The following is a 20,649-nucleotide window of genomic DNA, read 5'->3' as shown; positions in this document are numbered from 1 at the left end:
GCCCACCATGCCGAGGTGACAGTTAAGGCCCATGTTCGCGAGGAACATGGGCCTTAACTGTCACCTCGACGCCGTTGTCGAGTTGCTGAGGGGGTCTTCCGTCGCTGGGCCACCGCCCCGGATCTCGGGGGTGCCTGTTGCGAAGGGCATGGCGGCCCAGCAGACGGAAATCTATACCTTCCCTTGGTGCTCCTGTACCGGCCTTAGGCGGGGACGAGGGAGGGGTCGTCGCTGGGGACGTCGCCGCCGTCGCGCGCTTCATGCAGGAACCGGTCGTACGCGGGAAGCGTCAGGAAGGCCGGGAACGACGGGGTGAGGGTGACTTCCTCGAAGATGTCCCGCGCATCGGCGAAGCGGTCGCCTTCGAAGCGTTCCAGCCTGGCGAACTCCTCGTCCAGCATGTCCTCGACCCATTCGCGGGTGATGACGTCGCCCTGGTCCGTGATGGCGCGGGAGAAGATCCACTGCCACAGCTGCGAGCGGGAGATCTCCGCGGTGGCGGCGTCCTCCATCAGGTTGTGGATGGCGACGGCGCCGTTGCCGCGGAGCCAGGACTCGATGTAGCGGATGCCGACCTCGATGTTGTTCCGGATGCCCTGCTCGGTGATGGTGCCTGTGGTGGAGGCGATGTCGAGCAGTGCGCGGTCGTCCGGGATGACATCCTCGCGGAGCCGGTCCAGCTGGTTCGGGCGGTCGCCGAGGACGCCGTCGAACACTTCGCGGCAGACCGGAACCAGGTCCGGGTGGGCCACCCAGGAACCGTCGAAGCCGTCGGCGGCTTCGCGGGTCTTGTCCGCGCGGACCTTCTCGATGGCGATCGCGTTGGCTGCCGCGTTCTTGCGGTTGGGGACGGCTGCGGCCATCCCGCCGATCGCCATGGCGCCGCGCTTGTGGCAGGCCCGGACCAGCTGTTCGGTGTAGGCGCGCATGAACGGCTGGGTCATGGTGACCTGGCTGCGGTCCGGCAGGACGAAGCGCGGGCCGCGGGTGCGGAAGTTCTTGATCAGCGAGAAGATGTAGTCCCAGCGGCCGGCGTTGAGGCCCGCGGCGTGGTCGCGCAGTTCGTAGAGGATCTCCTCCATTTCGAAGGCGGCCGTAATGGTTTCGATCAGCACGGTGGCCCGGATGGTGCCCTGCGGGATGCCGAGGAGGTCCTGGGCGAGGATAAAGATGTCGTTCCACAGGCGGGCTTCGAGGTGGTTTTCGATCTTCGGCAGGTAGAAGTACGGGCCCTTGCCCTGGGCGATCAGGCGGCGGGCGTTGTGGAAGAAGTACAGGCCGAAGTCCACGATGCCGCCGGCAATCGGGGTGCCGTCAATGAGCATGTGCTTTTCGGGCAGGTGCCAGCCGCGGGGCCGGACCACGATCGTGGGCAGCTCGCCGGCGGGGCGGAGCTTGTACTCCTTGCCCTCGGGGGAGGTGAAGTCGATCCGGCGCTCCAGCGCGTCGGTGAGGTTGAGCTGGCCCTGGATGACGTTGCGCCACGACGGGGTGGAGGAGTCCTCCATGTCCGCGAGCCACACCTTGGCGCCGGAGTTCAGCGCGTTGATGGTCATCTTCTTGTCCACCGGGCCGGTGATCTCGACCCGGCGGTCCCTCAGGCCCGGAGCCGGGGGAGCAACGCGCCAGGACGGATCGTTCCGGACCGACTCGGTCTCGCGGAGAAACCGCGGGTCCTGGCCTTTGCCGATCTGCTGGCGGCGGTCCCGGCGGGCCTGCAACAGCTCCATCCGCCGTCCCTTGGTCGCCTTGTGCAGCTTGGCGACAAATGCCAAGGCGTCAGGAGTCAGGACCTCGCTCTGCCGGCAAATCGGCTGTGCGGTCAACGTAACCCCGTTGATGGTGAAGTTGTCAGTGAAGCTGTTCATGGGAGTTGCTCCTTGAATGTCCGCCGTTGCCCTATCACTTTTGGTCTCCAAAGAAGGCCGATGGGGACCAGAAGTGATAGGGCAACAGGCGGGAAAAGCTGGGGATTAGTGGAACTGGCCTTCTTCGGTGGATCCCACCAGAGCCAGGGTGGATGCGTTCGGGTTGAGCGCGGTTGCGATGTCGTCGAAGTAGCCGGTGCCGACTTCGCGCTGGTGCTTGGTCGCGGTGTAGCCGCGGGATTCGGAGGCGAATTCCTTCTCCTGCAGCTCGACGTAGGCGCTCATGCCTTCACGGGCGTAGCCGTGGGCGAGATCGAACATCGAGTAGTTCAGGGCGTGGAAGCCGGCCAGGGTGATGAACTGGAAGGTGAAGCCCATGGCGCCGAGTTCACGCTGGAACTTGGCGATCGTGGCGTCGTCGAGGTGCTTCTTCCAGTTGAACGACGGGGAGCAGTTGTAGGAGAGCATCTGGTCCGGGAAGTCGGCCTTGACCGATTCCGCGAACTTGCGGGCCAGCTCCAGGTCCGGGGTGCCCGTTTCCATCCAGATGAGGTCGGAGTACGGGGCGTAGGCCTTGGCACGGGCAATGCAGGGTTCGATCCCGTTGCGGACCTTGTAGAAGCCCTCAGCGGTGCGCTCGCCGGTGACGAATTCCTTGTCGCGGTCGTCGACGTCGGAGGTGATCAGGGTGGCTGCCTCGGCATCGGTGCGGGCGATGATGACGGAGGGGGTGCCTGCGACGTCTGCGGCCAGGCGGGCGGCGTTCAGGGTGCGGACGTGCTGCTGGCTGGGGATCAGGACCTTGCCGCCGAGGTGGCCGCACTTCTTCTCCGAGGCGAGCTGGTCTTCCCAGTGCACGCCCGAGGCGCCGGCCTGGATCATGGACTTCATCAGCTCGTAGGCGTTCAGCGGGCCGCCGAAGCCGGCCTCGGCGTCGGCGACGATCGGGACCATCCAGTCCTCGACGGTCTGGATGCCTTCGGAGAACTCGATCTGGTCGGCGCGGAGCAGGGCGTTGTTGATGCGGCGGACCACGGTGGGCACCGAGTTGGCCGGGTAGAGGGACTGGTCCGGGTAGGTGTGGCCGGAGTTGTTGGCATCCGCGGCGACCTGCCAGCCGGAGAGGTAGATGGCGCGGAGGCCTGCCTTGACCTGCTGCACGGCCTGGTTGCCGGTCAGTGCGCCCAGGGCGTTGGTGTACTTGCCTTCCTTGTGCTCCCCGGTGAGCTGCTTCCACAGCTTCTCCGAGCCGCGGCGGGCCAGGGTGTGCTCCTCGGAGACGCGGCCGCGGAGGCGGACGACGTCGGAGGCCTTGTAATCCCGAGTGACACCTTCCCAGCGCGGGTTGGCAGCCCACTCGAGCTCCAGTGCGGTGGCCTGCTCTTCGGGCGTCTGGGTGGGCTCAAATGCTGCAGTCATCTTTGTCTCCTTAGTGGGGCCCCGGGCCGGCTGAACTGCTTCCTCGCAGTGCGACTGGCGGATCCGGTGCGGTGTAACTTTTCCGTAAGTCCTACTTTTCTGTACTTTCAAGGAGCTTTCTAGACCAATTGGGTGGAAAGAAATGCACTTCTTCGCGTATCCTTAAGAAATGCACCCCGCCAGTTGGAATCGCCCCGCCTCCGTCGCCTCGCCCGCCGTCCCGGAGGTCGACGTCATCAGCATGGGCCGCCGGGTCCGCCACCTCCGCAAGGCCGCCGGACTCACGCTCGATGACCTGAGCGCCACAGTGGGAACGGCCCCCAGCCAGCTGAGCCTGATCGAGAACGGCAAGCGCGAACCCAAACTCGGCCTGCTCCAGCAGCTTGCCGCGGCCCTCGGCGTCAGTATCGACGAGCTGCTCGGCGCGGAACCGCCCAACCGCCGCGCCGCCCTGGAGATCGAGCTGGAACGCTATCAGCGCAGCCCCATCTATGAGTCCCTGAAACTGCCCAAGATCCGCATCAGTTCGCGGCTCCCGATGGACGTGCTGGAGTCCATGGTGGGGCTGCAGCACGAGCTGGAACGCCGGCTCAACGAGCAGGTCGCGACGCCGGAAGAGGCCCGCCGTGCGAACGGGGAGCTGCGCGCCATGATGCGCGAACGGAACAACTACTTCCCGGAGTACGAGGCGGAGGCGCAGAAGGTCCTCGCCTCGGTGGGGCACACCAGCGGCCCGCTGTCCCATCACGTGATCGCTGACATCGCCGGGCACCTCGGGTTCAGCCTCCACCACGTGGGCGACCTGCCGCATTCCACCCGCTCGGTGACCGACCTTAAGAACCGCCGGATTTACCTCACCCAGAACGCGCGCAGTGACCACGACCCGCGTTCAGTGCTGCTGCAGGCACTGGGCCACTACGTGCTGGGCCACCAGACCCCCACCAACTACGGTGACTTCCTGATGCAGCGGGTGGCCACGAACTACTTTGCCGCCGCGCTCCTGCTGCCGGAACAGGCCACCGTGGAGTTCCTGCAGAAGGCCAAACAGGCCAGGGAAATCGCCGTGGAGGACATTCGGGACGCCTTCGCCGTGTCGTACGAGACCGCCGCGCACCGTTTCACCAACCTCGCCACCCAGCACCTGGACCTGCGGACACACTTTCAGAAGACCCACAAGAGCGGCATCATCTACAAGGCCTACGAGAACGACGGCGTGACGTTCCCTCAGGACCACACGGGCGCCATTGAGGGCCAGCCGTCCTGCAAGAACTGGACCTCCCGGGTGGTGTTCGACGTGCCGGACAAGTTCAGCGCGTACAACCAGTACACCGATACCCCGGCCGGGACCTTCTGGTGCACGGCGCGGACCGAGCGCTCTGCCAACGGCGAGTTCTCGCTTTCCGTGGGGGTTCCCTACGCGCAGGTGAAGTGGTTTCGCGGCCGCGACACGACGGAGCGTTCCAAGTCGACGTGCCCGGATGAAAGCTGCTGCCGGCGCCCGCCGGCGGCCCTGACCTCGGAGTGGGCCGGCAACGCCTGGCCGTCGGCGCGGGCGCACTCGCACCTGCTCGCCGCGATGCCGCCGGGCGCCTTCCCCGGCGTGGACGAGACCGAGGTCTACTCGTTCCTGCAGGCGCATTCGGGGAGCTGATACGGGCGCGCACAGCCGGTGAGGCCGGCCAGTCCGGCCGGACGGACTGCGCGGGCCGGCGAACTGGGCGGGCGGGCCCCAAAGGGAAGCGCTCCAAGGTATCCGGACTATATTGGCCCTGTCAGCCCATCAATCTGATCCCGGGAGTGCCCAGCCATGGCCAAAGAACTTGCCACCCAGCTCGTTGAACAACTTCAGGCTGCCGGCGTGCAGCGCATCTACGGGATTGTCGGCGACAGCCTCAACCCGATTGTCGACGCCGTCCGGAAGACGGGGGGCGCCGCAAAGGGCGGCATCGATTGGATCCACGTCCGGCATGAAGAGGCCGCCGCGTTCGCGGCGGCCGCAGAGGCCCAGCTGACCGGCCGTCTGGCGGTCTGCGCCGGCTCCTGCGGGCCCGGAAACCTGCACCTGATCAACGGGCTGTATGACGCCAACCGCTCCGGAGCCCCCGTGCTGGCCATCGCCTCGCACATCCCCAGCAAACAGATTGGCAGCAGCTTCTTCCAGGAAACCCACCCGGACCGGCTGTTCAACGAATGCTCGGTCTATTCCGAGCTGATCAGCACCGCCGAACAGGCACCCCGGGTCATGCACAGCGCCATCCAGCACGCCGTCGCCCTCCGGGGCGTCGCCGTCGTCACCCTTCCCGGTGACATTGCCGGGCTGGAAGCAACCGCGGAGGCTCCGTTGCCGGCAACGTTCGTACCCGCCACCCTGACGCCGGCACCGGAAAGTGTCCGGGCGCTGGCCGAGGCGATCAACGCGGCGGACAAAGTGGCGATTTTCGCCGGCGCCGGTGTCCATGGCGCCCACGACGAGGTGATTGCCCTGGCGGAGGCCGTCAAGGCGCCGATCGGGCATTCCCTCCGCGGCAAGGACTTCATGCAGTACGAGAACCCGTACGACATCGGCATGACCGGGCTGCTCGGCTACGGCGCCGCGGCCGAGGGGATCGAGGACGCAGATCTGCTGATCCTGCTCGGCACCGATTTCCCCTATGACCAGTTCCTGCCCGGAACCCGCACGGCGCAGGTGGACCGGGCCGCGCAGAAACTGGGCCGGCGGACCGACGTCGACGTCGCGGTCCACGGTGACGTGCTGCCGACCCTGGCGGCGCTGATGCCCTTGCTCCAGCCGAAGAAGAGCCGCCGTTTCCTCGACTCGATGCTCAAGAAGCACGACCGGCTGATGAACAAAGCCGTCGGCGCCTACACCCGAAAGGTGGAAACCAAAGAGCCGATCCACCCCGAGTACGCGGCGTCGTTGCTGGACGAGGTCGCGGCGAAGAACGCGATCTTCACCGCCGATACCGGCATGTGCAATGTCTGGACCGCCCGGTACATCAACCCGCTCGGTACCCGCCGCCTGATCGGCTCGTATCTGCACGGCTCGATGGCGAACGCGCTTCCGCATGCGATCGGCGCCCAGCTGGCCTTCCCCGGGCGCCAGGTGGTGTCCGTATCGGGCGACGGCGGCCTGTCGATGCTGCTGGGAGAGCTGATCACCGTGGCCGCGCACCGGCTCCCGGTCAACGTGGTGGTGTTCAACAACTCCACCCTGGGCATGGTCAAGCTGGAAATGCTGGTGGACGGGCTCCAGGACTTCGGCGTCGACGTGCCCGACGCCAACTATGCCGCGGTGGCCCGGGCACTGGGATTCCACGCCGTCCGCGTCACTGACCCGTCCCGCATCGAGGCCGCTTACCGGGAGGCCTTTGCCCATCCGGGACCCTCCCTGGTGGAACTGATCACCGACCCCAAGGCGCTCTCCCTCCCGCCGAAGATCAAGGGCGCCCAGGTCCTGGGGTTCGCCACGGCGATGTCGAAGGTGGTCCTCAACCGGGGAGCCGGCGAGGCCGTCAGCATGGCGCGCAGCAACCTCCGCAACATCCCGCGGCGCTGAGGCAACCGGGACTTGCTGGCCTAGGCCGTTCCGCTCCGGCGTTCGGCCGCCAGCAGCGCCGCCGCCTGTCCGATGAGTTCGTACGGAACGGGCTTCGCGAGCGGGAACTTCAGCGTCCCCTTGGCCGCACGGTAGGGAGCGATCGACGCGCGGAACGCCTCGTCGCCGTTGGGCATGGGGTACACCGACACATGGTGCGCCCAGCCGGCGAAGTACACGACGAACTTTCCGCCGAGAGTGATGGTCGGGATGCCGTAGCTGATCATCTCGGAGGAATCAGGTACCGCGGCATGGCAGCGTCGCCGGATTTCCTGAAGGATCCCCTGGACTTCGGCCGGGTAGGAGGCTATGTACTCGTCCACGGTGTCAAAGTGCTGTGCCATCCGTTGTCCTCCAGCTGCCGAAAGGCGGGTTAGCGTGGACCGCCCTGCCAGAGCGCATCGAAGGGCGCTCCCGAGGCCACGCGGTTCCGGATTCCCGCGGTCACAAACGCCTTGGCGGTGCGTGCGGCCTCCAGCGGAGTTGCGCCCTTGGCCAGTTCGGCCGTGATGGCGGCGGCCAGCGAGCAGCCGGCGCCGGAGACAGCCACTTCGCCCACCTTCGGGGCGGACAGGACTTCCAGCGTCTCGCCGTCGTAGTAGACGTCGACGGCGTCGGGCCCGGCCAGGCGCACTCCGCCCTTGGCGAGCACCGTGGCGCCGCTGAGTTCGTGGATGCGGACGGCCGCGGCCTTGAGCGATGCGAGGTCGGTGATTTCCAGGCCGGAGAGGGACTCGGCTTCGAAATGGTTCGGCGTGACAAACGTGGCCAGCGGCAGGATCTGAGCCTTGAGGGCCTGGTCCGTGTCCAGGGCGTGCCCCGGTTCCTGGCCCTTGCAGATCAGCACCGGATCCAGTACCACGTTGGTGAAGGCGGCCGCGGCCAGCGTCGTGGCGACCGTCGAGATCGTGGCCGGGCTGCCCAGCATCCCGATCTTCACGGTGTCCAGCACGGACGGTGCGCCGGACGCGGCGCCGTAGGCCGCCGTCGTCGCCTCAAGCTGGTCCGCGATGACCTGCTGGTCGATCGGGACGAAGCGGTGGTTCCAGTTGTTCTGCGGATCGAAGGACACAATGCACGTCAGGTTGGCGATGCCGAAAACGCCCAGTTCCTGGAAGGTCTTCAGGTCAGCCTGCGCACCGGCGCCGCCGGTCGCTTCGGATCCGGCGATGGTCAGGGCGACGGCGGGAGTGGCGGCGTCGGAAGCCGCCAGGGCGGCGGGGTCAAAGGCGGTGGAAGTCATGGTCCCATCCTGCCACCCGCCGGAAACCGCCCGCATTGTGCGTATGACCAATATGAACAAAACCCGCGTGTTCCGGATCCCCTGGACTACGGTGGCGGACGGTGTTGCTTTCTTGCGGCGCCGGATCCAGGAAGGTTCATTGATGAGCACCCAACTGTCCGAATCGGCACAGACGAGAAAAGCCGTGAGCAACATCCTCAAAGGATCTGCCGGCAACCTCGTGGAGTGGTACGACGTCTACGTCTACACCGCTTTTGCGGCATATTTCCAGTCTCACTTCTTCAACGCCACTGACGATCTTCAGGCTGGCCTCGAGGCGATGGCCGTCTTCTCGACGTCGTTCCTGATGCGGCCGGTAGGCGCCTGGTTCTTCGGCCGCTACGCCGACCGCAAGGGACGCAAGGCAGCGCTGACACTCAGCGTGACAATGATGTCCGCGGGTTCCTTCGCGATCGCCATCCTGCCGACGCAGCAGCAGATCGGCATCTGGGCCATGATCCTGCTGGTCCTCGTGCGGCTGATCCAGGGCTTCTCCGTCGGCGGGGAATACGGCACCAGCGCCACCTACATGTCCGAGGCCGCCACCTCCAAGCGCCGCGGCTTCTTCTCGAGCTTCCAGTACGTCACGCTGATCGGCGGACAGATGCTGGCCCTGCTGGTCCTGGTCATCCTGCAGAACGCCATGCCCAAGGGAGAGCTGACCGAGTGGGGCTGGCGCATCCCGTTCGCGATCGGCGGCGCCGCCGCGCTCGTGGTCCTGTGGCTGCGGCGCTCCATGGAAGAGACCGTCTCGGCCGAACAGGTCGAGGCCGCAAAGGCTCCCGCCGTGGCAGGCGTTGCCCGGCCGGGCACCATGAAGCTGCTGTTCACCCAGTACTGGAAGCCGCTGCTCATCTGCATCGGCGTCACCCTGGGCGGCACCGTTGCTTTCTACACGTACACCAACTTCCTCCTGAAGTTCATGAACGATACCTCCGGCATCCCCAAGACCGACACCTCGGTGATCAACTTCTGGGCGCTCTTCATCTTCATGCTGATGCAGCCGGTCTACGGGATCATCTCGGACAGGGTCGGCCGCAAGCCGCTGCTCCTCTGGTTCGGCATCACCGGCGTCCTGTTCACCTGGCCGCTGCTCTCCACCCTGGCCGGCACCAAGGATCCCTTCACCGCGTTCCTGCTGATGATGGGCGGCCTGCTGATCGTCGGCGGCTACACCTCCATCAACGCCCTGGTGAAGGCCGAACTGTTCCCGGCCTCGATCCGTGCCCTGGGCGTCGGCCTGGGCTACGCGATCGCCAACTCGCTCTTCGGCGGCACCGTTCCGCTGATCGGCGCGGCGCTGCAGAAGTCCGACCAGGTGGAACTGTTCTTCACGTACGTCACCGTGGCGATCGGCATCTCCCTGCTGGTCTACATCTTCGCGCTGAAGAACAAGAAGTCAACGCACCTGGACCACGAACAGGGCCACGCCTGGGAGCCCGGTGCCACCCCGGCTGTGCCCGGCGACGGCCCCAGGGACGACGACAAGGACCTCATCGACGCCTCGCGCCGCTAGGAATACCGCGCGCTAAGAACCACGGCGCGTACGACGGCGGGTGCCGGCTGCGGGACTTCGGTCGCGGCAGCTGGCGGCCCGCCGTCGTCGTTCACCCCGGGGCCGCCGGCCGCCGGCCGGACAGCGGCGCACCCTCATGCTGAGCGGAGCCCGATCGGGCCGGGGCTACTGGGCATTGTCCGCGAAACGCAACTGCAGGATCGTGCCGGCGACGCCCACTGCGAAGGTCCCCGCGAGCACCGCGCAGCTGCCCGCCGGGAGCGTATCGACCGGGTCGGCCACCATGCCGACCAGCAGCGGGACGATCGAGTAGGGGAACCACTCGGCCCAGCCGGTCTTGCCGAACAGGTTGCCGAGGGCCAGCATCACGAGCGAGAACGCGATGGGTGCCACCTCGCCCCGGCTCCACACGGCGATCCAGGCGACCACCGGTGCGAGCAGGAACGAGATCCCCGCGGCCAGCAGCACGTGTCCGATTCCGGTCGCGGCCAGCCCCGCTGAGAATCCCGGGAGCTCCATCGCCAGCCCGATGGCCACGGCCTCGACGATGACGATAATGACGAGCGTCATCCACCAGGCCGCGGCGACGAACAGCTTGGCGACGGCGAACCAGTGACGGCCCACCGGCAGCGCGAGCATGTTCTTGGCCGTGGCGTCGCTGTACTCCCTGCCAAACAGGTAGGCGACGATGAACGCCAGCAGCAACATTCCGCCGATGCCAAAGATCACCGTGAGCATGTAGAAGTATTCGGGCCACGCCGCCTCAAGCCCGGCGAGGTTCGCTTTAGTGCCCAGAAGCCCCAGCTGGGCCGCCCGCCCCGGTTCGCGCACGATCCACATGAAAAGCGCGATCCCGAGCGGCATCATGGCGAGCACCGCCAGGGTGGCCCACGGCGCCTTCGAACGGTGGAGCTTCATGAACTCGGTGGCGAGGACCTGACCGAACATCAGGAATCGCCACTCTTCGAGCCGTCGCCTGTGCGTGAGCCCTCGCCTGTGTGTGGGCCCTCGCCCGTGCGCGCGAGGAAGTAGCGTTCCAGATCCAGCGTGAGCAGCGCCTGCTCGCGCTCTTCCGGGGTGTAGGCGCCGGCCGCGAAGGCCCGGGCTTTCGCGGCGAGTTCGTCGCGCGACGACTCCTCAATGAGGCGGCCGTCATGGACGATGCCGATCCGGTCGGCCAGGTGAGCGACCTCGGCGAGGATGTGGCTCGACATGAAGACGGTGACACCGCGCTCGTCGGCAAGCGAGCGGAGCAGCTCCCGGATCTCGACGATCCCGGCCGGATCGAACCCATTGGCGGGCTCGTCAAGCAGGAGGAGCTCGGGGGAGTGCAGCAGTGCGCGGGCGAGGGCGAGGCGCTGCTTGTTGCCGAGCGAAAGCTGGCCGGCGCGCCGGTCCGCGTAGGGATCCAGGCGCAGCAGCCCGATCGAGTCGGCGACTGATCGCGGCGCTGAACCGGTGAGGCGGCGCTGGATCTCGAGGTTTTCGCGCACGGTGAGGTTGGGGTAGGAGGTGGCGGTCTCGACGAGGAATCCGATGCGCGAAAACACGGTCGCCTCCCCGGGCCGGATGCGCCGGCCGAGGACGGTGATCTCCCCGCCGCTCGGACGGATGAGACCGAGCAACATGCGGATGGTCGTCGTTTTGCCCGCACCGTTCCTGCCGAGGAACCCGTAGATCTCGCCCCGGCGGACGTCGAGGTCCAGCGCGTCGACGGCGGTGATGCCGCGGTACCGCTTGATGAGGGCACGGGTGGAAATGGCGGTGTCAGGCACTTTCCTGCTCCATGGCCCCATCCTGCCACCAGACCCGAACCGTCGACAGTGCGGGGATGAATAGTCCGGGCGCCAGCGGCACCCCGCTTCACTGCGGCTCTTCCCTGCGGCCGCAGGATGAGACAATGGGGGGCGGTTCCGCCGGCCAGCCTGCCAGGAGCCATCCAGTGCTAATACAGCCGGCTGCCCGCGACCTCACTTGAGAATCCGGGCACCCGGCGAACCACTACGAATGGAATACCCATGACTTCCGCCAAGACATTCCCGGCCGCCGCGCCGCCGAAGTTCGCCTCGATCGGTTCGCCGTACTTCGGCATGATGCTGGCGGTCATGGCCGTGGTGCTGATCCTCTCCAACATTGGGGCGTCCAAAGGCGTGGCGATCGGCCCGGTCATCACCGACGGCGGCTTCTTCCTCTTCCCGCTGGCGTATATCCTGGGCGACGTCATCAGCGAGGTGTACGGCTTCAAGGTGGCGCGCAAGGCCATTATCACCAGCTTTGCGCTCTCCGTCTTTGCGTCCCTTTGCTACTGGATCATCATTGCCCTGCCGGGCTTCGGCGATGACTTTGGGATTGCCAAGCAGGCCGCGCTGGAAGATGCACTGGGCCCGGTTCCGCAGATTGTCCTCGCCTCGCTGCTGGCCTTCTTCGCGGGCCAGACGATCAACTCCTGGATCCTCGTGAAGATGAAGGCCCGCACCGGTGAGAAGTCACTGTGGGCCCGGCTGATGGGATCCTCAGGCGTGGGCGAATTCGTGGACACCCTGATCTTCTGCAGCATCGCTGCCTCCGTGATCGGGATTACCGATGCCGGGGCGTTCGTCAACTACGTCCTTGTGGGCTTCGTCTACAAGACCCTCGTGGAGTTCGCCTTCGTACCGCTGACCTCGCTCGCCATCGGCTGGGTGAAGAAGCGCGAACCAAGCTACGGGGCGTAGCCGCCTGCTGCGCCGTTCGCACCTGCCGTGTCGCGGTATTGGACAAGGGCGCTTGCACGCGTCAGACTCACCTGCGTTCATCAGACCTTTAGCGTCCGGCCAAGGAGGTCGTGGAGCTCCCGGAAGTGCCGTTCCGTCGGTTCCGCGTGGAACGCCGAGGTGTCCGCCATCGAATAGCCATGCGATGCCCCGGCGTAGATCTCGTTAGCGGACTCCAGACCTGCCGTGTCCAAGGCCTCGTCCAGGCGAGCAACGGCGTCGGGGCCCATGCTTTGATCATGATCGGCGTGGCCGAACACAAACCTGGCCCGGGCGTTGCCCAGTCCGAGATGGGGGCTGTCGGGGGCGTCGGTCGCGAGGCCACCGCCGTGGAAGCCACCGCAGGCCGCGACAACGTCCGGGTGGGCGGTCGCCGTGCGCACAGCAAGCCGTCCGCCCATGCAATAGCCGAAGACGCCGATCGGGCCGGGCGCGACGCCGTCGAGCCTGCCCAAACCGTCCACCCATGCATCGATGTCCGGCAGCGCTTTGTCCGTGGTGAGGCGTCCGACCCGCGGGAATGCATCAGAGCCGGCTGCCTCGCGGCCCTCCGGCGTGGTCATGTCCATTTCCGGAGCCAGCTCGGCCGCCGTTCCTTCCCGGTAGAAGACGTTCGGGGCCAGGACAACGTAACCCCAGTCGGCGAGGCGTTGCGCCATGTCCTGGATGCGGGGGCGCAACCCGAAGGCATCCATGTAGAGGATGACACCCGGAAATGGGCCGGGGCCGGTGGAGGGGCGGGCCACCAGGGCCTCGGCGTTGCCGTCTGCGGTAGGAATCTCGATGAGTATCCGGTCAGGATATCCGAAGGGTTCCGTCACCAGCCATTGTCGGCGTCGGGCGGCCGGGGCGGCGGAACCTAGGAGTAGTAACGGCCCAGGGTCTCGGCCTTGAACTCGAAGAAGTTGCCGGCCTCGATGGCGAGCCGGGCGTCGTCGACCATCTTCACCACAAAGCGCTCGTTGTGGATCGAGATCAGCGTTGCCGAGACCATCTCCTTGGCTTTGAACAGGTGGTGGATGTACGCCCGCGAATAGTTCAGGCAGGCGTAGCAGTCGCAGCCCTCCTGCAGTGGGCCGAAGTCGCGTTTGTACATGGCGCCGGAGAGGTTGTAGCGGCCGGTGGGGTGGTAGAACGCCGAATTCCGCGCCACCCGGGTCGGTGACACACAGTCGAAGGTGTCCGCGCCGTTCTCGATCGCGGTGAAGATGTCGTCCGGCTCGGAGATGCCGAGCAGGTGCCGGGGCTTGTTCTCGGGCAGTTCCTCGTTGCACCAGCGGACAATCGTGCCCAGGTTCTCCTTCTCCAGGGCCCCGCCGATGCCGAAGCCGTCGAAGTTCATGGCACCGAGGTCCCGGCAGGCCTTGCGGCGCAGATCCTCGTACTGGGCGCCCTGGATGACCCCGAAGAGCGCCTGGTACGGCTTGCCCGGGCGCTCGGACGTCAGCCGGAAGTGCTCGGTGATGCAGCGCTCGGCCCAGCGCCGGGTGCGTTCCAGGGATTCCTCCTGGTAGCCGCGGGAGTTCTGCAGGGTGGTCAGCTCGTCGAAGGCGAACATGATGTCCGCGCCGATCTGGTGCTGGACGTTCATGGAGATTTCGGGGCTGAACCGGTGCCGGTCCCCGTTGAGGTGGCTCTTGAACCACACGCCTTCCTCGTCCACATGGGCCAGGCGTTCCTTGCCGGGGGCCACGGCGTCGTCGGGTCCGGACTGGTCCACGGATCTCATGTCGATGACTTTTTTGAACCCCGAGCCCAGGCTCATTACCTGGAACCCGCCGGAGTCAGTGAAGGTCGGGCCGCGCCAGTTCATGAACGCGCCCAGCCCGCCCGCTTCATCGAGGATGTCCGCGCCGGGCTGCAGGTACAGGTGGTAGGCGTTGGCCAGCACGGCCTGCGCGCCCAGCTCGGCGACAGCCTCCGGGAGCACCGACTTGACCGTGGCCTTGGTGCCGACGGCGATGAACGCCGGGGTCTGGATCTCGCCGTGCGGTGTGGTGATGGTGCCGGTGCGGCCGAGGAACTCCCCGCCGTTCCCGCTGACCTGGGCTTCGGTCGGTGAGCAGCTCTCACTTAGGCGTTTGCCCACACGGAAGGAAAACTCGGACTGCTGGGCCGGCAGGAGCGATGACACAGGTGATTCAGGATTGGCTGGCACCGTTCAAGTGTGCCAGCTAACAGCGCCCAACCCTTAGTGCAAGGGATCCGATGTGGGGTAGTTCTCAGCCCGCCACTTGTCCCAGTAGTTGCGGATGGACTCCAGCTGGTGCGCCCCAAGGTCATAGGTGGATACGATCACAAGGGACCCGCCCTGGGGCCTGATGTCCTTGATGACCGGCTGGTCCGCCACAATCACCAGGCCCTCGCCGTGCTCCGCATAGTGGTGAACCGTCAGGCCCACCTGGTGGTTGCTGCGGAACCACACCTTGCCGGAGAGTTCCTCGCCGGTGGCCAGGGTGAGCGAGTACGGTTCGCCGGGCTTGGGGACCTCGCTGAGGCCCAGCTGTTCGATGGCGGACCCCTCATTCCCCGGCACGGAAAAGAAGAAGGTCTTGCGCTTGCCGTGCGGATGCCGTTCGAGGGCGAAACGGAGCTGCTGGAGGAAAGTCAGCCAGCCCTGGGTGATGTCCTCGTCCCAGGCCGCCCACTCGGAATTGTGGTCCACGGCGGCCCGGGTGACACTGACTTCCGTGCCGGTCGGGACCGGTTTCAGGGTGAAGACGTCCCCGCCATCGACCACCAGGGAGGTGTGGTCGGCGCCTTCAACCACCTTGGGGCCGAAGTAGATCTCGTCGATCTCGGCCGCCTGGTCGTCGGCTTCCCAGCCGTGCCACTGGGCAACTTTGGCGGGCTCGCGCAGCATTGTCCAAACCTGCTGTGCGTCGGAGTTGATCACAACGCTCAGATTGTTCGTCATGGGGTGAATCTACAACGCCCGGCCGCGAGGGGGTAGGGGCCTAACGCCTCAGGACCGGACGGACTCGAGTTCGTTGCCGATCCGGCGGTCCAGCTCCGGGGCGCCGATGGTCTCCGATCCGCCGTGGGCGCGCAGGAACAGCAGCGCCTCCAGCCGGAGCATCCGCCACTCGCGTTCCGCATCCGGATTCGAGTTGTCCATCGCGCGGAAGATTTCCTTGTCGTACAGGTTTGGTTCGTTCAGCGAGCGCTGGCGGACCTTGGCGTTGATGCGGGCCTTGAACGGGTCCGTTTCCATGCCGTCCGGGGTGCGCAGGAACTTTTCGTAGACGGCGGCCCGTTCCTCCTGCCCGAGCTGGCGGCAGATGTAACTGGACAGGGCGAGGGAGGCCTCGACCGACGCCCAGCGGCCGCGGTTGCCGTCGAAGGGAAGCACGTTGAGAAGGTCGGCGACGGCGAGGGCGTTTTCTGCGTCCTTGAGGATGATGAACAGTTCCTGCGCGAGGTCGCTGAGGTCCTTGAGGCAGCTGCCGGACTTCGTGTTGATGCCCTTGGCCAGCCGTTCGCTGAGCAGGAGCACCCCCGTCGAGCCCGGGTGGGCCTGCGCTACCGACTGCACCACGGACTCGGGCGTCCCCACGAGGGCGGGGATGAGCGCCAGGTCCTCCTCGCTGGGGCCGCTCACCGCAGGCGGCGCGGCCGGCAGCGGAGGGACGACGGCGGCGGGCGCCGCGGCGCCGTTCCCGGTCTCCTTGGCGCTGTCCTGCCCGCCGGCCCCGCCCTGGCCGTTGCCATCATTCCGGGCAGGTTCGACGGGCTGCGGCGATGCGCCGGCGTCAACGAACGAGGCGTCTTCAGCCTCGGCCCCGGCAGCCAGAATCAGGACAGTGGAGGCGGCTGCGATCCGGAGCCCGCCGCCGCCGGTGAGGGTCGCCAGGACCATGGCGGGAGTGCCGAAATCGTCAGTTTCGACGTCGACGCGCTGGATTTCGGCGGAACGGTTGCCATCGGGCAGGAGCAGGCGATCGCCGCTCTGCAGAGTCCCAGCCTGCTGTTCTATGTAGTTCGGGGCGGCTGGCGGGTGGGTCATCTGGAGTCCTTAAATTCTTTTGCGGTCCGCCCTACAGTCTACAAAGGCGCGCGGCGGAAGTCGGGGACGCAGTGCAAACCCCGGGCGTCCCGGGGCATCTTCCAGCTGGCCCGGCGCGGGTCAGTTCCCGACCCCGGCGAAGGCCAGGGCCTGCCGGATCAGGGCGCCGCGGCCGCCGCTGAACTCCAGCTGGACATCTGAGCTCATCACTTCCTGCGGCGTCATCCAGGTCAGCTCCAGGGCGTCCTGGCGGGGTGAGCATTCGCCGGTGACCGGGATGATGTAGGCCAGGGCGACGGCGTGCTGGCGGTCGTCGGTGAAACCGGTGTGGGACGGGGCCGGGAAGTATTCGGCCACCGTGAACGGCACCGGACTAATGGGCAGCTGGGGAAACGCCAGCGGTCCGAGGTCCTTCTCCATATGGCGCAGCAGGGCCGCCCGGATGGTCTCCCGGTACAGCACCCGTCCGGAAACCAGCGAGCGGATCATGTTGCCGTCCTCGTCCGCCTGCAGGAGCGTGCCAACCTCGTTCACAAACCCGAGCGGATCCAGCCGCACCGGGACGGCCTCGACGTAGACCATGGGCAAGCGGCCGCGCGCCTCGAACAAATCATCTGCGGAGAGCCAGCCGGGGTTCGGGTCAGGAGTGCGAACGTTCATGGTTAAGTTCTACCCCATCCCTGCCGCCGGGGCGTGGTCCCCCTCACCCGAGGGCCGGCGCCGCGGAAATCCAGAGGGGCGGGTGGGCGGCTAAACCGTCTGCATCCGGGTTGGCTACATGCAGGGTTGGGACGGCTGATTCCTCGATGACCGCAGCCTCGTGTCCGGCCTCGCCAAGACGTTCACGCAACGCGCCCAGGTCGCCGGCGTATTCAAAGCCCAGCCCGGCGCGTCCGGCCCCGGTGGCCGTGCCGACCATCAGGATCCCGCCGTTCTTCGCGGTGAACGCTTCGGATTCGACGGTGTCGACGTCGGTGTTTGTGTCGGCGTTGCCGACGGCGCTACTGCCCGGAATCGGGCGGGGCCGGGCACCGATGTCCCGGAGGGTCCTCGCCGCGGCCACCGCGTCCTCGGAGAACCAGACGGCGACGACGGCGAGGTCCGGGTCCGCTTCCGCTGACCCGGCCCAGCTGCCGTCCGTGGCGCGTGCGGCCTGGTCGGCCAGGAAACTGAACCCGTCCGCGGCGGTGATGCGGCAGGACTGGCCATGGTCCGCGTCGACGAGCTCCGCGGTGGTGCCGCCCTCGGCCGCGCCGGCCTCCTTGGTCCGCCTGGCGAATTCCTTCAGGTCGCCCACCTCGACGCCGAAGGAGCTGGTGCCGTCCTCCGCTGAGCCCACCTCGGCGAAGTGGAGGGCAAGGCGGCCGGAGCCGGCGTCGAACTCCCGCCAGGTGGGCGCGTCAACGGTCTTGATCATGCCCAGGTCGGTGAGCAGCCGCTCCCATGCGTCAATGCGGGAGGTGAAGTGGATCGGGCGGACACGCAGCATCGTTGCTCCTCGGGGTGTGACGGATTCCAGCTCTCAGGGACATCGTGCCACCAAAGCACTGCAAGTGGTCAGTGCGCGGCACAATAGTGCCATGGCTGTTGAACTTCAGGAACTGCTGGTGAAGGACGCCGCCGAGTGGCGCACCTGGCTGGAAGAGCACCACGCGGAGAGCCCCGGTGTATGGCTGGTGCTGCACAAAAAGGGCGGCACGGTCACGGAACTGGACTACGAGACCGCCCTGCAGGAAGCGCTGTGTTTCGGCTGGATCGACGGCCAAGGTAAGCGCCGCGACGAGGGAAGTTCCTTCCAGCGGATGACCCGTCGGGGACCGAAAAGTGTGTGGTCGGCCCGGAACGTGGAGCGGATCGGGCGCCTCGAGGCCGCGGGTAGGATGGCTCCTGCCGGCCGGACCGCCGTCGAGAGCGCCAAAGCCGACGGCCGGTGGGAGGCGGCTTACTCGGGCGCGGCCACGGCGGAGCTGCCCGGGGACCTCGCGGCGGCCATCGCGGCCGAGCCCCGCGCGCAGGCGATGTTCGACGTCCTGACCTCGGTGAACCGGTATGCCCTGATCTACCGCACCAACGGGGTCAAGCAGGCCGCCACCCGGGAGAAAAAGATCGCGGGATTCGTTGAGATGCTGGCCCGGTTCGAGACGCCGTACCCGCAGGCCAAGCGTCCGCCGGCCCCTGACGCCTAGGGGTTTCCCGGGAGGCCACGTCCGCCGGCCTCCTGACCGGCACGCCTAAAACCCGACGCCCATGGCCTGGGCAATGACCACGGCAGACGCTGAGGACCAGGCCTGCGGATGGCACGACGCCGGATACGGCACCGCGTGGCCCGCCTCCCCGGCTGTGATGCCGGCGAACAGTTCGGGCAGGCGGTGCCCGAAGGACCCGGACGCGGCCAGCAGGCCCTCCGCGATGGTGCGGGCTTCGGCGAGGAAACCCTCGGCGAGCAGCCCCCGCACCGCAATCGCGGTGTCGTGGCTCCAGACCGAACCGCAGTGGTAGCTGTACGGCCAGAAACCCGCCGCGCGGCGGGAAATCGTGTGCACGCCGTAGCCGGAGAACAGCTCGGGGCTCAGCAGCCGGTCCGCCACAAGCCGGGCCTCCGACGCGTCCAGGATTCCGGTGCCGAGCAGATGTCCCATATTGGAGCCCGGGATGTCCAGCGGATCGCCGTGCCCGTCGAGGGCCATGGCAGGGAACGGCCCGCCGTCGTCCTCGACCCAGAAGCGTTCGCGGAAGTTCTGTTGCAGCGCCTCGGCGAAGTCCCGCAGCGCCCGGCCTCCGGGTTCGCCGTAGGCGTCGAAGAGGTCGGCGGTGTCCACGGCGGCCTGGTACGCGTAGCCCTGCACCTCGGAGAGCGCGATCGGGCCGTCCGCCTGGCGGCCGTCGCGGAACTGCATGGCGTCGCGGGAATCCTTCCAGCCCTGGTTGCTGAGGCCGTGGCCGGTGGCGTCCTGATAGCTGAGGAACCCGCTGTTGGCGCTGCCGGGGGCGCCCGCGGCGGCCAGCAGCCATTCCACCGCCCGGGCCGCGTTGGGCAGGAGCGAGCGGACGGCGGCGTCGTCCAGTCCGGCCTGGCCGAGCTCGGCCAGCAGGCACAGCCAGAGCGGGGTGGAATCCACGGCGCCGTAGTACACCGGGGGCAGGCGCAGGCCCTGGCTCTCCAGCACCAGTTCCTTGGACCGGAGCTCGTGCAGGATCTTGCCGGGATCCTCGGCGGCGGCCGGGTCATTCTTCGTGCCCTGGAACGCCGCCAGGGAGCGCAGCGTTCCGGCGGCGAGGCCGGCGTCGAGCGGCAGGAGCAGCCGTGCGGCCCAGAGCGAGTCGCGGCCGAACAGGGTGAAATACCAGGGCGCCCCGGCGGCGAGGAACGGCGCGTCGGGCAGCTTCCGGGTAGCCAGGCGGAGACCGGCAAGATCATCGAGTGCGTTGTCCAGCAGCAGGCCCAGGGCGCCGGACGGCTCGGCCCGGACCCGGCGCGCTGCGGGCGGCCGGGCCGCGACCACAGCATCCTCGCTGTCGGCCAGCACGGCCTGCCATTCCGCCTCGAAGGGGCGTCCCCGCCCTGCCGTGCCGCGCCAGAGGAGCCGCTGTCCGGCGGCGACGCTGCCGGGGGCGGCGACGGTCAGGGTCCGTCCGCCGTCCCGCCAGCGCAGGGTGGAATCGTCGGCGGAGAACGGCTCGGAGGGGTCCCGGAACCGGCTCAGTCGGATGGCGGCCATGTCGGTGAAGTCCGCGGTGAGCTGGATTTCGATTTCCACCTCGACCGACTCGAGGGAGGTGCCCAGCTGCAGGGAGTGCCGGACAACGCCGGGTGTGACCGTCCAGGTCTGGAGCAGTTCGACTGCGGGATCCTCCGTGGGTCCGGGGATGCCGCGGACCAGGCCGCGCACGCGCAGCACGCCGCCGGCCTCCGCCTCGACCGTGGCGGGCTCCGGTTCGAGGCCGTTCACTCGCACCTCGGCCCGGCACAGCATCCGGGTGTCCCCGTGCAGCAGGCCGGTGAACCAGCCGCCGCCCGCGGCGCCAAAGAGCCCGGGGCGTCCGTGCCGGGGCCGCTGGCGAGCCGCCCGTCGGCGTCGAGCCACAACTGGGTGGGCGCGGCAACGGAGCAGTGCTGGCGGTGGAGCGCTGGCTGGACAGTCATGCGCCCCACCCTATGCCGGGGAGCGGGGCCCCCTCAACGGGCCCCGCAGGGCACGGCCGAGATACC

The 20,649-nt window shown here is 67.4% G+C and carries 18 protein-coding genes; 5 read left to right on the top strand and 13 right to left on the bottom strand.

The window, feature by feature from the left end; genetic code table 11:
• Nucleotides 1-203 precede the first annotated feature (203 nt).
• Nucleotides 204-1,868: a malate synthase A gene (aceB, locus tag QCD75_RS03260; protein WP_301225684.1), complete on the bottom strand. Its 1,665-nt coding sequence runs from the start codon at nt 1,866-1,868 to the stop codon at nt 204-206.
• Between the two features lie 105 nt (nt 1,869-1,973).
• Nucleotides 1,974-3,287 (bottom strand): isocitrate lyase, encoded by a 1,314-nt coding sequence (gene aceA / locus QCD75_RS03255; protein WP_301225682.1) that lies wholly within the window; start codon nt 3,285-3,287, stop codon nt 1,974-1,976.
• A gap of 169 nt (nt 3,288-3,456) precedes the next feature.
• Here aceA and QCD75_RS03250 point away from each other — a divergent pair, with 169 nt between their 5' ends.
• Together QCD75_RS03250 and QCD75_RS03245 are read left to right on the top strand one after the other, a co-directional pair.
• Nucleotides 3,457-4,938, top strand: coding sequence for a helix-turn-helix transcriptional regulator (locus tag QCD75_RS03250; RefSeq protein ID WP_301225680.1), 1,482 nt, complete (start codon nt 3,457-3,459; stop codon nt 4,936-4,938).
• A 156-nt stretch (nt 4,939-5,094) separates the two neighbouring features.
• The gene (locus QCD75_RS03245) at nt 5,095-6,843 is read left to right on the top strand and encodes a pyruvate dehydrogenase (protein ID WP_301225678.1); all 1,749 of its coding nucleotides are present in this window, start codon (nt 5,095-5,097) and stop codon (nt 6,841-6,843) included.
• A gap of 20 nt (nt 6,844-6,863) precedes the next feature.
• Here the strand turns inward: QCD75_RS03245 and QCD75_RS03240 are convergent, their stop codons facing one another.
• Both QCD75_RS03240 and QCD75_RS03235 read right to left on the bottom strand, forming a co-directional pair.
• Nucleotides 6,864-7,226 (bottom strand): iron chaperone, encoded by a 363-nt coding sequence (locus tag QCD75_RS03240; protein WP_301225676.1) that lies wholly within the window; start codon nt 7,224-7,226, stop codon nt 6,864-6,866.
• Nucleotides 7,227-7,255: 29 nt separating this feature from the next.
• Nucleotides 7,256-8,125 carry a hydroxymethylpyrimidine/phosphomethylpyrimidine kinase gene (locus tag QCD75_RS03235; protein ID WP_301225674.1) on the bottom strand — a complete coding sequence of 290 codons (870 nt, stop codon included), beginning with the start codon at nt 8,123-8,125 and terminating at the stop codon, nt 7,256-7,258.
• 142 nt (nt 8,126-8,267) lie between these two features.
• Here QCD75_RS03235 and QCD75_RS03230 point away from each other — a divergent pair, with 142 nt between their 5' ends.
• Nucleotides 8,268-9,680, top strand: coding sequence for an MFS transporter (locus QCD75_RS03230; protein WP_301225672.1), 1,413 nt, complete (start codon nt 8,268-8,270; stop codon nt 9,678-9,680).
• Between the two features lie 165 nt (nt 9,681-9,845).
• Here QCD75_RS03230 and QCD75_RS03225 read toward each other — a convergent pair whose 3' ends face one another.
• Nucleotides 9,846-10,628 (bottom strand): ABC transporter permease, encoded by a 783-nt coding sequence (locus QCD75_RS03225; RefSeq protein WP_301225670.1) that lies wholly within the window; start codon nt 10,626-10,628, stop codon nt 9,846-9,848.
• The gene (locus QCD75_RS03220; protein ID WP_301225668.1) at nt 10,628-11,455 is read right to left on the bottom strand and encodes an ABC transporter ATP-binding protein; all 828 of its coding nucleotides are present in this window, start codon (nt 11,453-11,455) and stop codon (nt 10,628-10,630) included. The genes QCD75_RS03225 and QCD75_RS03220 overlap by 1 nt, the downstream gene beginning before the upstream one ends.
• A gap of 243 nt (nt 11,456-11,698) precedes the next feature.
• Here QCD75_RS03220 and QCD75_RS03215 point away from each other — a divergent pair, with 243 nt between their 5' ends.
• A complete protein-coding gene (locus QCD75_RS03215; protein WP_301225666.1) occupies nt 11,699-12,394 on the top strand; it encodes a queuosine precursor transporter in 696 nt (231 codons plus the stop codon).
• 80 nt (nt 12,395-12,474) lie between these two features.
• Here QCD75_RS03215 and QCD75_RS03210 read toward each other — a convergent pair whose 3' ends face one another.
• The 6 genes from QCD75_RS03210 to QCD75_RS03185 all read right to left on the bottom strand — a co-directional run bounded on the left by QCD75_RS03210 (nt 12,475) and on the right by QCD75_RS03185 (nt 17,928).
• Nucleotides 12,475-13,224, bottom strand: coding sequence for a dienelactone hydrolase family protein (locus QCD75_RS03210; protein WP_301225712.1), 750 nt, complete (start codon nt 13,222-13,224; stop codon nt 12,475-12,477).
• A gap of 68 nt (nt 13,225-13,292) precedes the next feature.
• A complete protein-coding gene (gene tgt, locus QCD75_RS03205) occupies nt 13,293-14,591 on the bottom strand; it encodes a tRNA guanosine(34) transglycosylase Tgt (RefSeq protein ID WP_301225664.1) in 1,299 nt (432 codons plus the stop codon).
• 33 nt (nt 14,592-14,624) lie between these two features.
• Nucleotides 14,625-15,350, bottom strand: coding sequence for an SRPBCC domain-containing protein (locus QCD75_RS03200; protein ID WP_301225662.1), 726 nt, complete (start codon nt 15,348-15,350; stop codon nt 14,625-14,627).
• Nucleotides 15,351-15,398: 48 nt separating this feature from the next.
• Complete coding sequence (locus QCD75_RS03195; protein WP_301225660.1) at nt 15,399-16,439, bottom strand: DUF6707 family protein; 1,041 nt, start codon at nt 16,437-16,439, stop codon at nt 15,399-15,401.
• 120 nt (nt 16,440-16,559) lie between these two features.
• Nucleotides 16,560-17,099 carry an NUDIX hydrolase family protein gene (locus QCD75_RS03190; protein WP_301225658.1) on the bottom strand — a complete coding sequence of 180 codons (540 nt, stop codon included), beginning with the start codon at nt 17,097-17,099 and terminating at the stop codon, nt 16,560-16,562.
• Nucleotides 17,100-17,142: 43 nt separating this feature from the next.
• A complete protein-coding gene (locus tag QCD75_RS03185; protein ID WP_301225656.1) occupies nt 17,143-17,928 on the bottom strand; it encodes a VOC family protein in 786 nt (261 codons plus the stop codon).
• Nucleotides 17,929-18,019: 91 nt separating this feature from the next.
• On the opposite strand from QCD75_RS03185, the gene QCD75_RS03180 reads away from it, so the two are divergent.
• Nucleotides 18,020-18,625, top strand: a complete 606-nt coding sequence (locus tag QCD75_RS03180; RefSeq protein ID WP_301225654.1) for a YdeI/OmpD-associated family protein — start codon at nt 18,020-18,022, stop codon at nt 18,623-18,625.
• A 45-nt stretch (nt 18,626-18,670) separates the two neighbouring features.
• Here the strand turns inward: QCD75_RS03180 and QCD75_RS03175 are convergent, their stop codons facing one another.
• Nucleotides 18,671-20,524, bottom strand: coding sequence for a glycogen debranching N-terminal domain-containing protein (locus QCD75_RS03175; protein WP_301225652.1), 1,854 nt, complete (start codon nt 20,522-20,524; stop codon nt 18,671-18,673).
• Between the last annotated feature and the right edge of the window lie 125 nt (nt 20,525-20,649).

The sequence above is a fragment of the Arthrobacter sp. PsM3 genome, assembly GCF_030433895.1.
Classification (GTDB): Bacteria; Actinomycetota; Actinomycetes; order Actinomycetales; family Micrococcaceae; genus Arthrobacter.
Note: the sequence above shows the minus strand (reverse complement) of the source record. Positions and strands in the feature narration are given on the sequence as shown.

Bases quoted from the DNA above. Each gene is read 5' to 3' on its own strand.
- aceB (WP_301225684.1), bottom strand. From the start codon at position 1,868: ATGAACAGCTTCACTGACAACTTCACCATCAACGGGGTTACGTTGACC.
- aceA (WP_301225682.1), bottom strand. From the start codon at position 3,287: ATGACTGCAGCATTTGAGCCCACCCAGACGCCCGAAGAGCAGGCCACC.
- QCD75_RS03250 (WP_301225680.1), top strand. From the start codon at position 3,457: ATGCACCCCGCCAGTTGGAATCGCCCCGCCTCCGTCGCCTCGCCCGCC.
- QCD75_RS03245 (WP_301225678.1), top strand. From the start codon at position 5,095: ATGGCCAAAGAACTTGCCACCCAGCTCGTTGAACAACTTCAGGCTGCC.
- QCD75_RS03240 (WP_301225676.1), bottom strand. From the start codon at position 7,226: ATGGCACAGCACTTTGACACCGTGGACGAGTACATAGCCTCCTACCCG.
- QCD75_RS03235 (WP_301225674.1), bottom strand. From the start codon at position 8,125: ATGACTTCCACCGCCTTTGACCCCGCCGCCCTGGCGGCTTCCGACGCC.
- QCD75_RS03230 (WP_301225672.1), top strand. From the start codon at position 8,268: ATGAGCACCCAACTGTCCGAATCGGCACAGACGAGAAAAGCCGTGAGC.
- QCD75_RS03225 (WP_301225670.1), bottom strand. From the start codon at position 10,628: ATGTTCGGTCAGGTCCTCGCCACCGAGTTCATGAAGCTCCACCGTTCG.
- QCD75_RS03215 (WP_301225666.1), top strand. From the start codon at position 11,699: ATGACTTCCGCCAAGACATTCCCGGCCGCCGCGCCGCCGAAGTTCGCC.
- QCD75_RS03200 (WP_301225662.1), bottom strand. From the start codon at position 15,350: ATGACGAACAATCTGAGCGTTGTGATCAACTCCGACGCACAGCAGGTT.
- QCD75_RS03195 (WP_301225660.1), bottom strand. From the start codon at position 16,439: ATGACCCACCCGCCAGCCGCCCCGAACTACATAGAACAGCAGGCTGGG.
- QCD75_RS03190 (WP_301225658.1), bottom strand. From the start codon at position 17,099: ATGAACGTTCGCACTCCTGACCCGAACCCCGGCTGGCTCTCCGCAGAT.
- QCD75_RS03185 (WP_301225656.1), bottom strand. From the start codon at position 17,928: ATGCTGCGTGTCCGCCCGATCCACTTCACCTCCCGCATTGACGCATGG.
- QCD75_RS03180 (WP_301225654.1), top strand. From the start codon at position 18,020: ATGGCTGTTGAACTTCAGGAACTGCTGGTGAAGGACGCCGCCGAGTGG.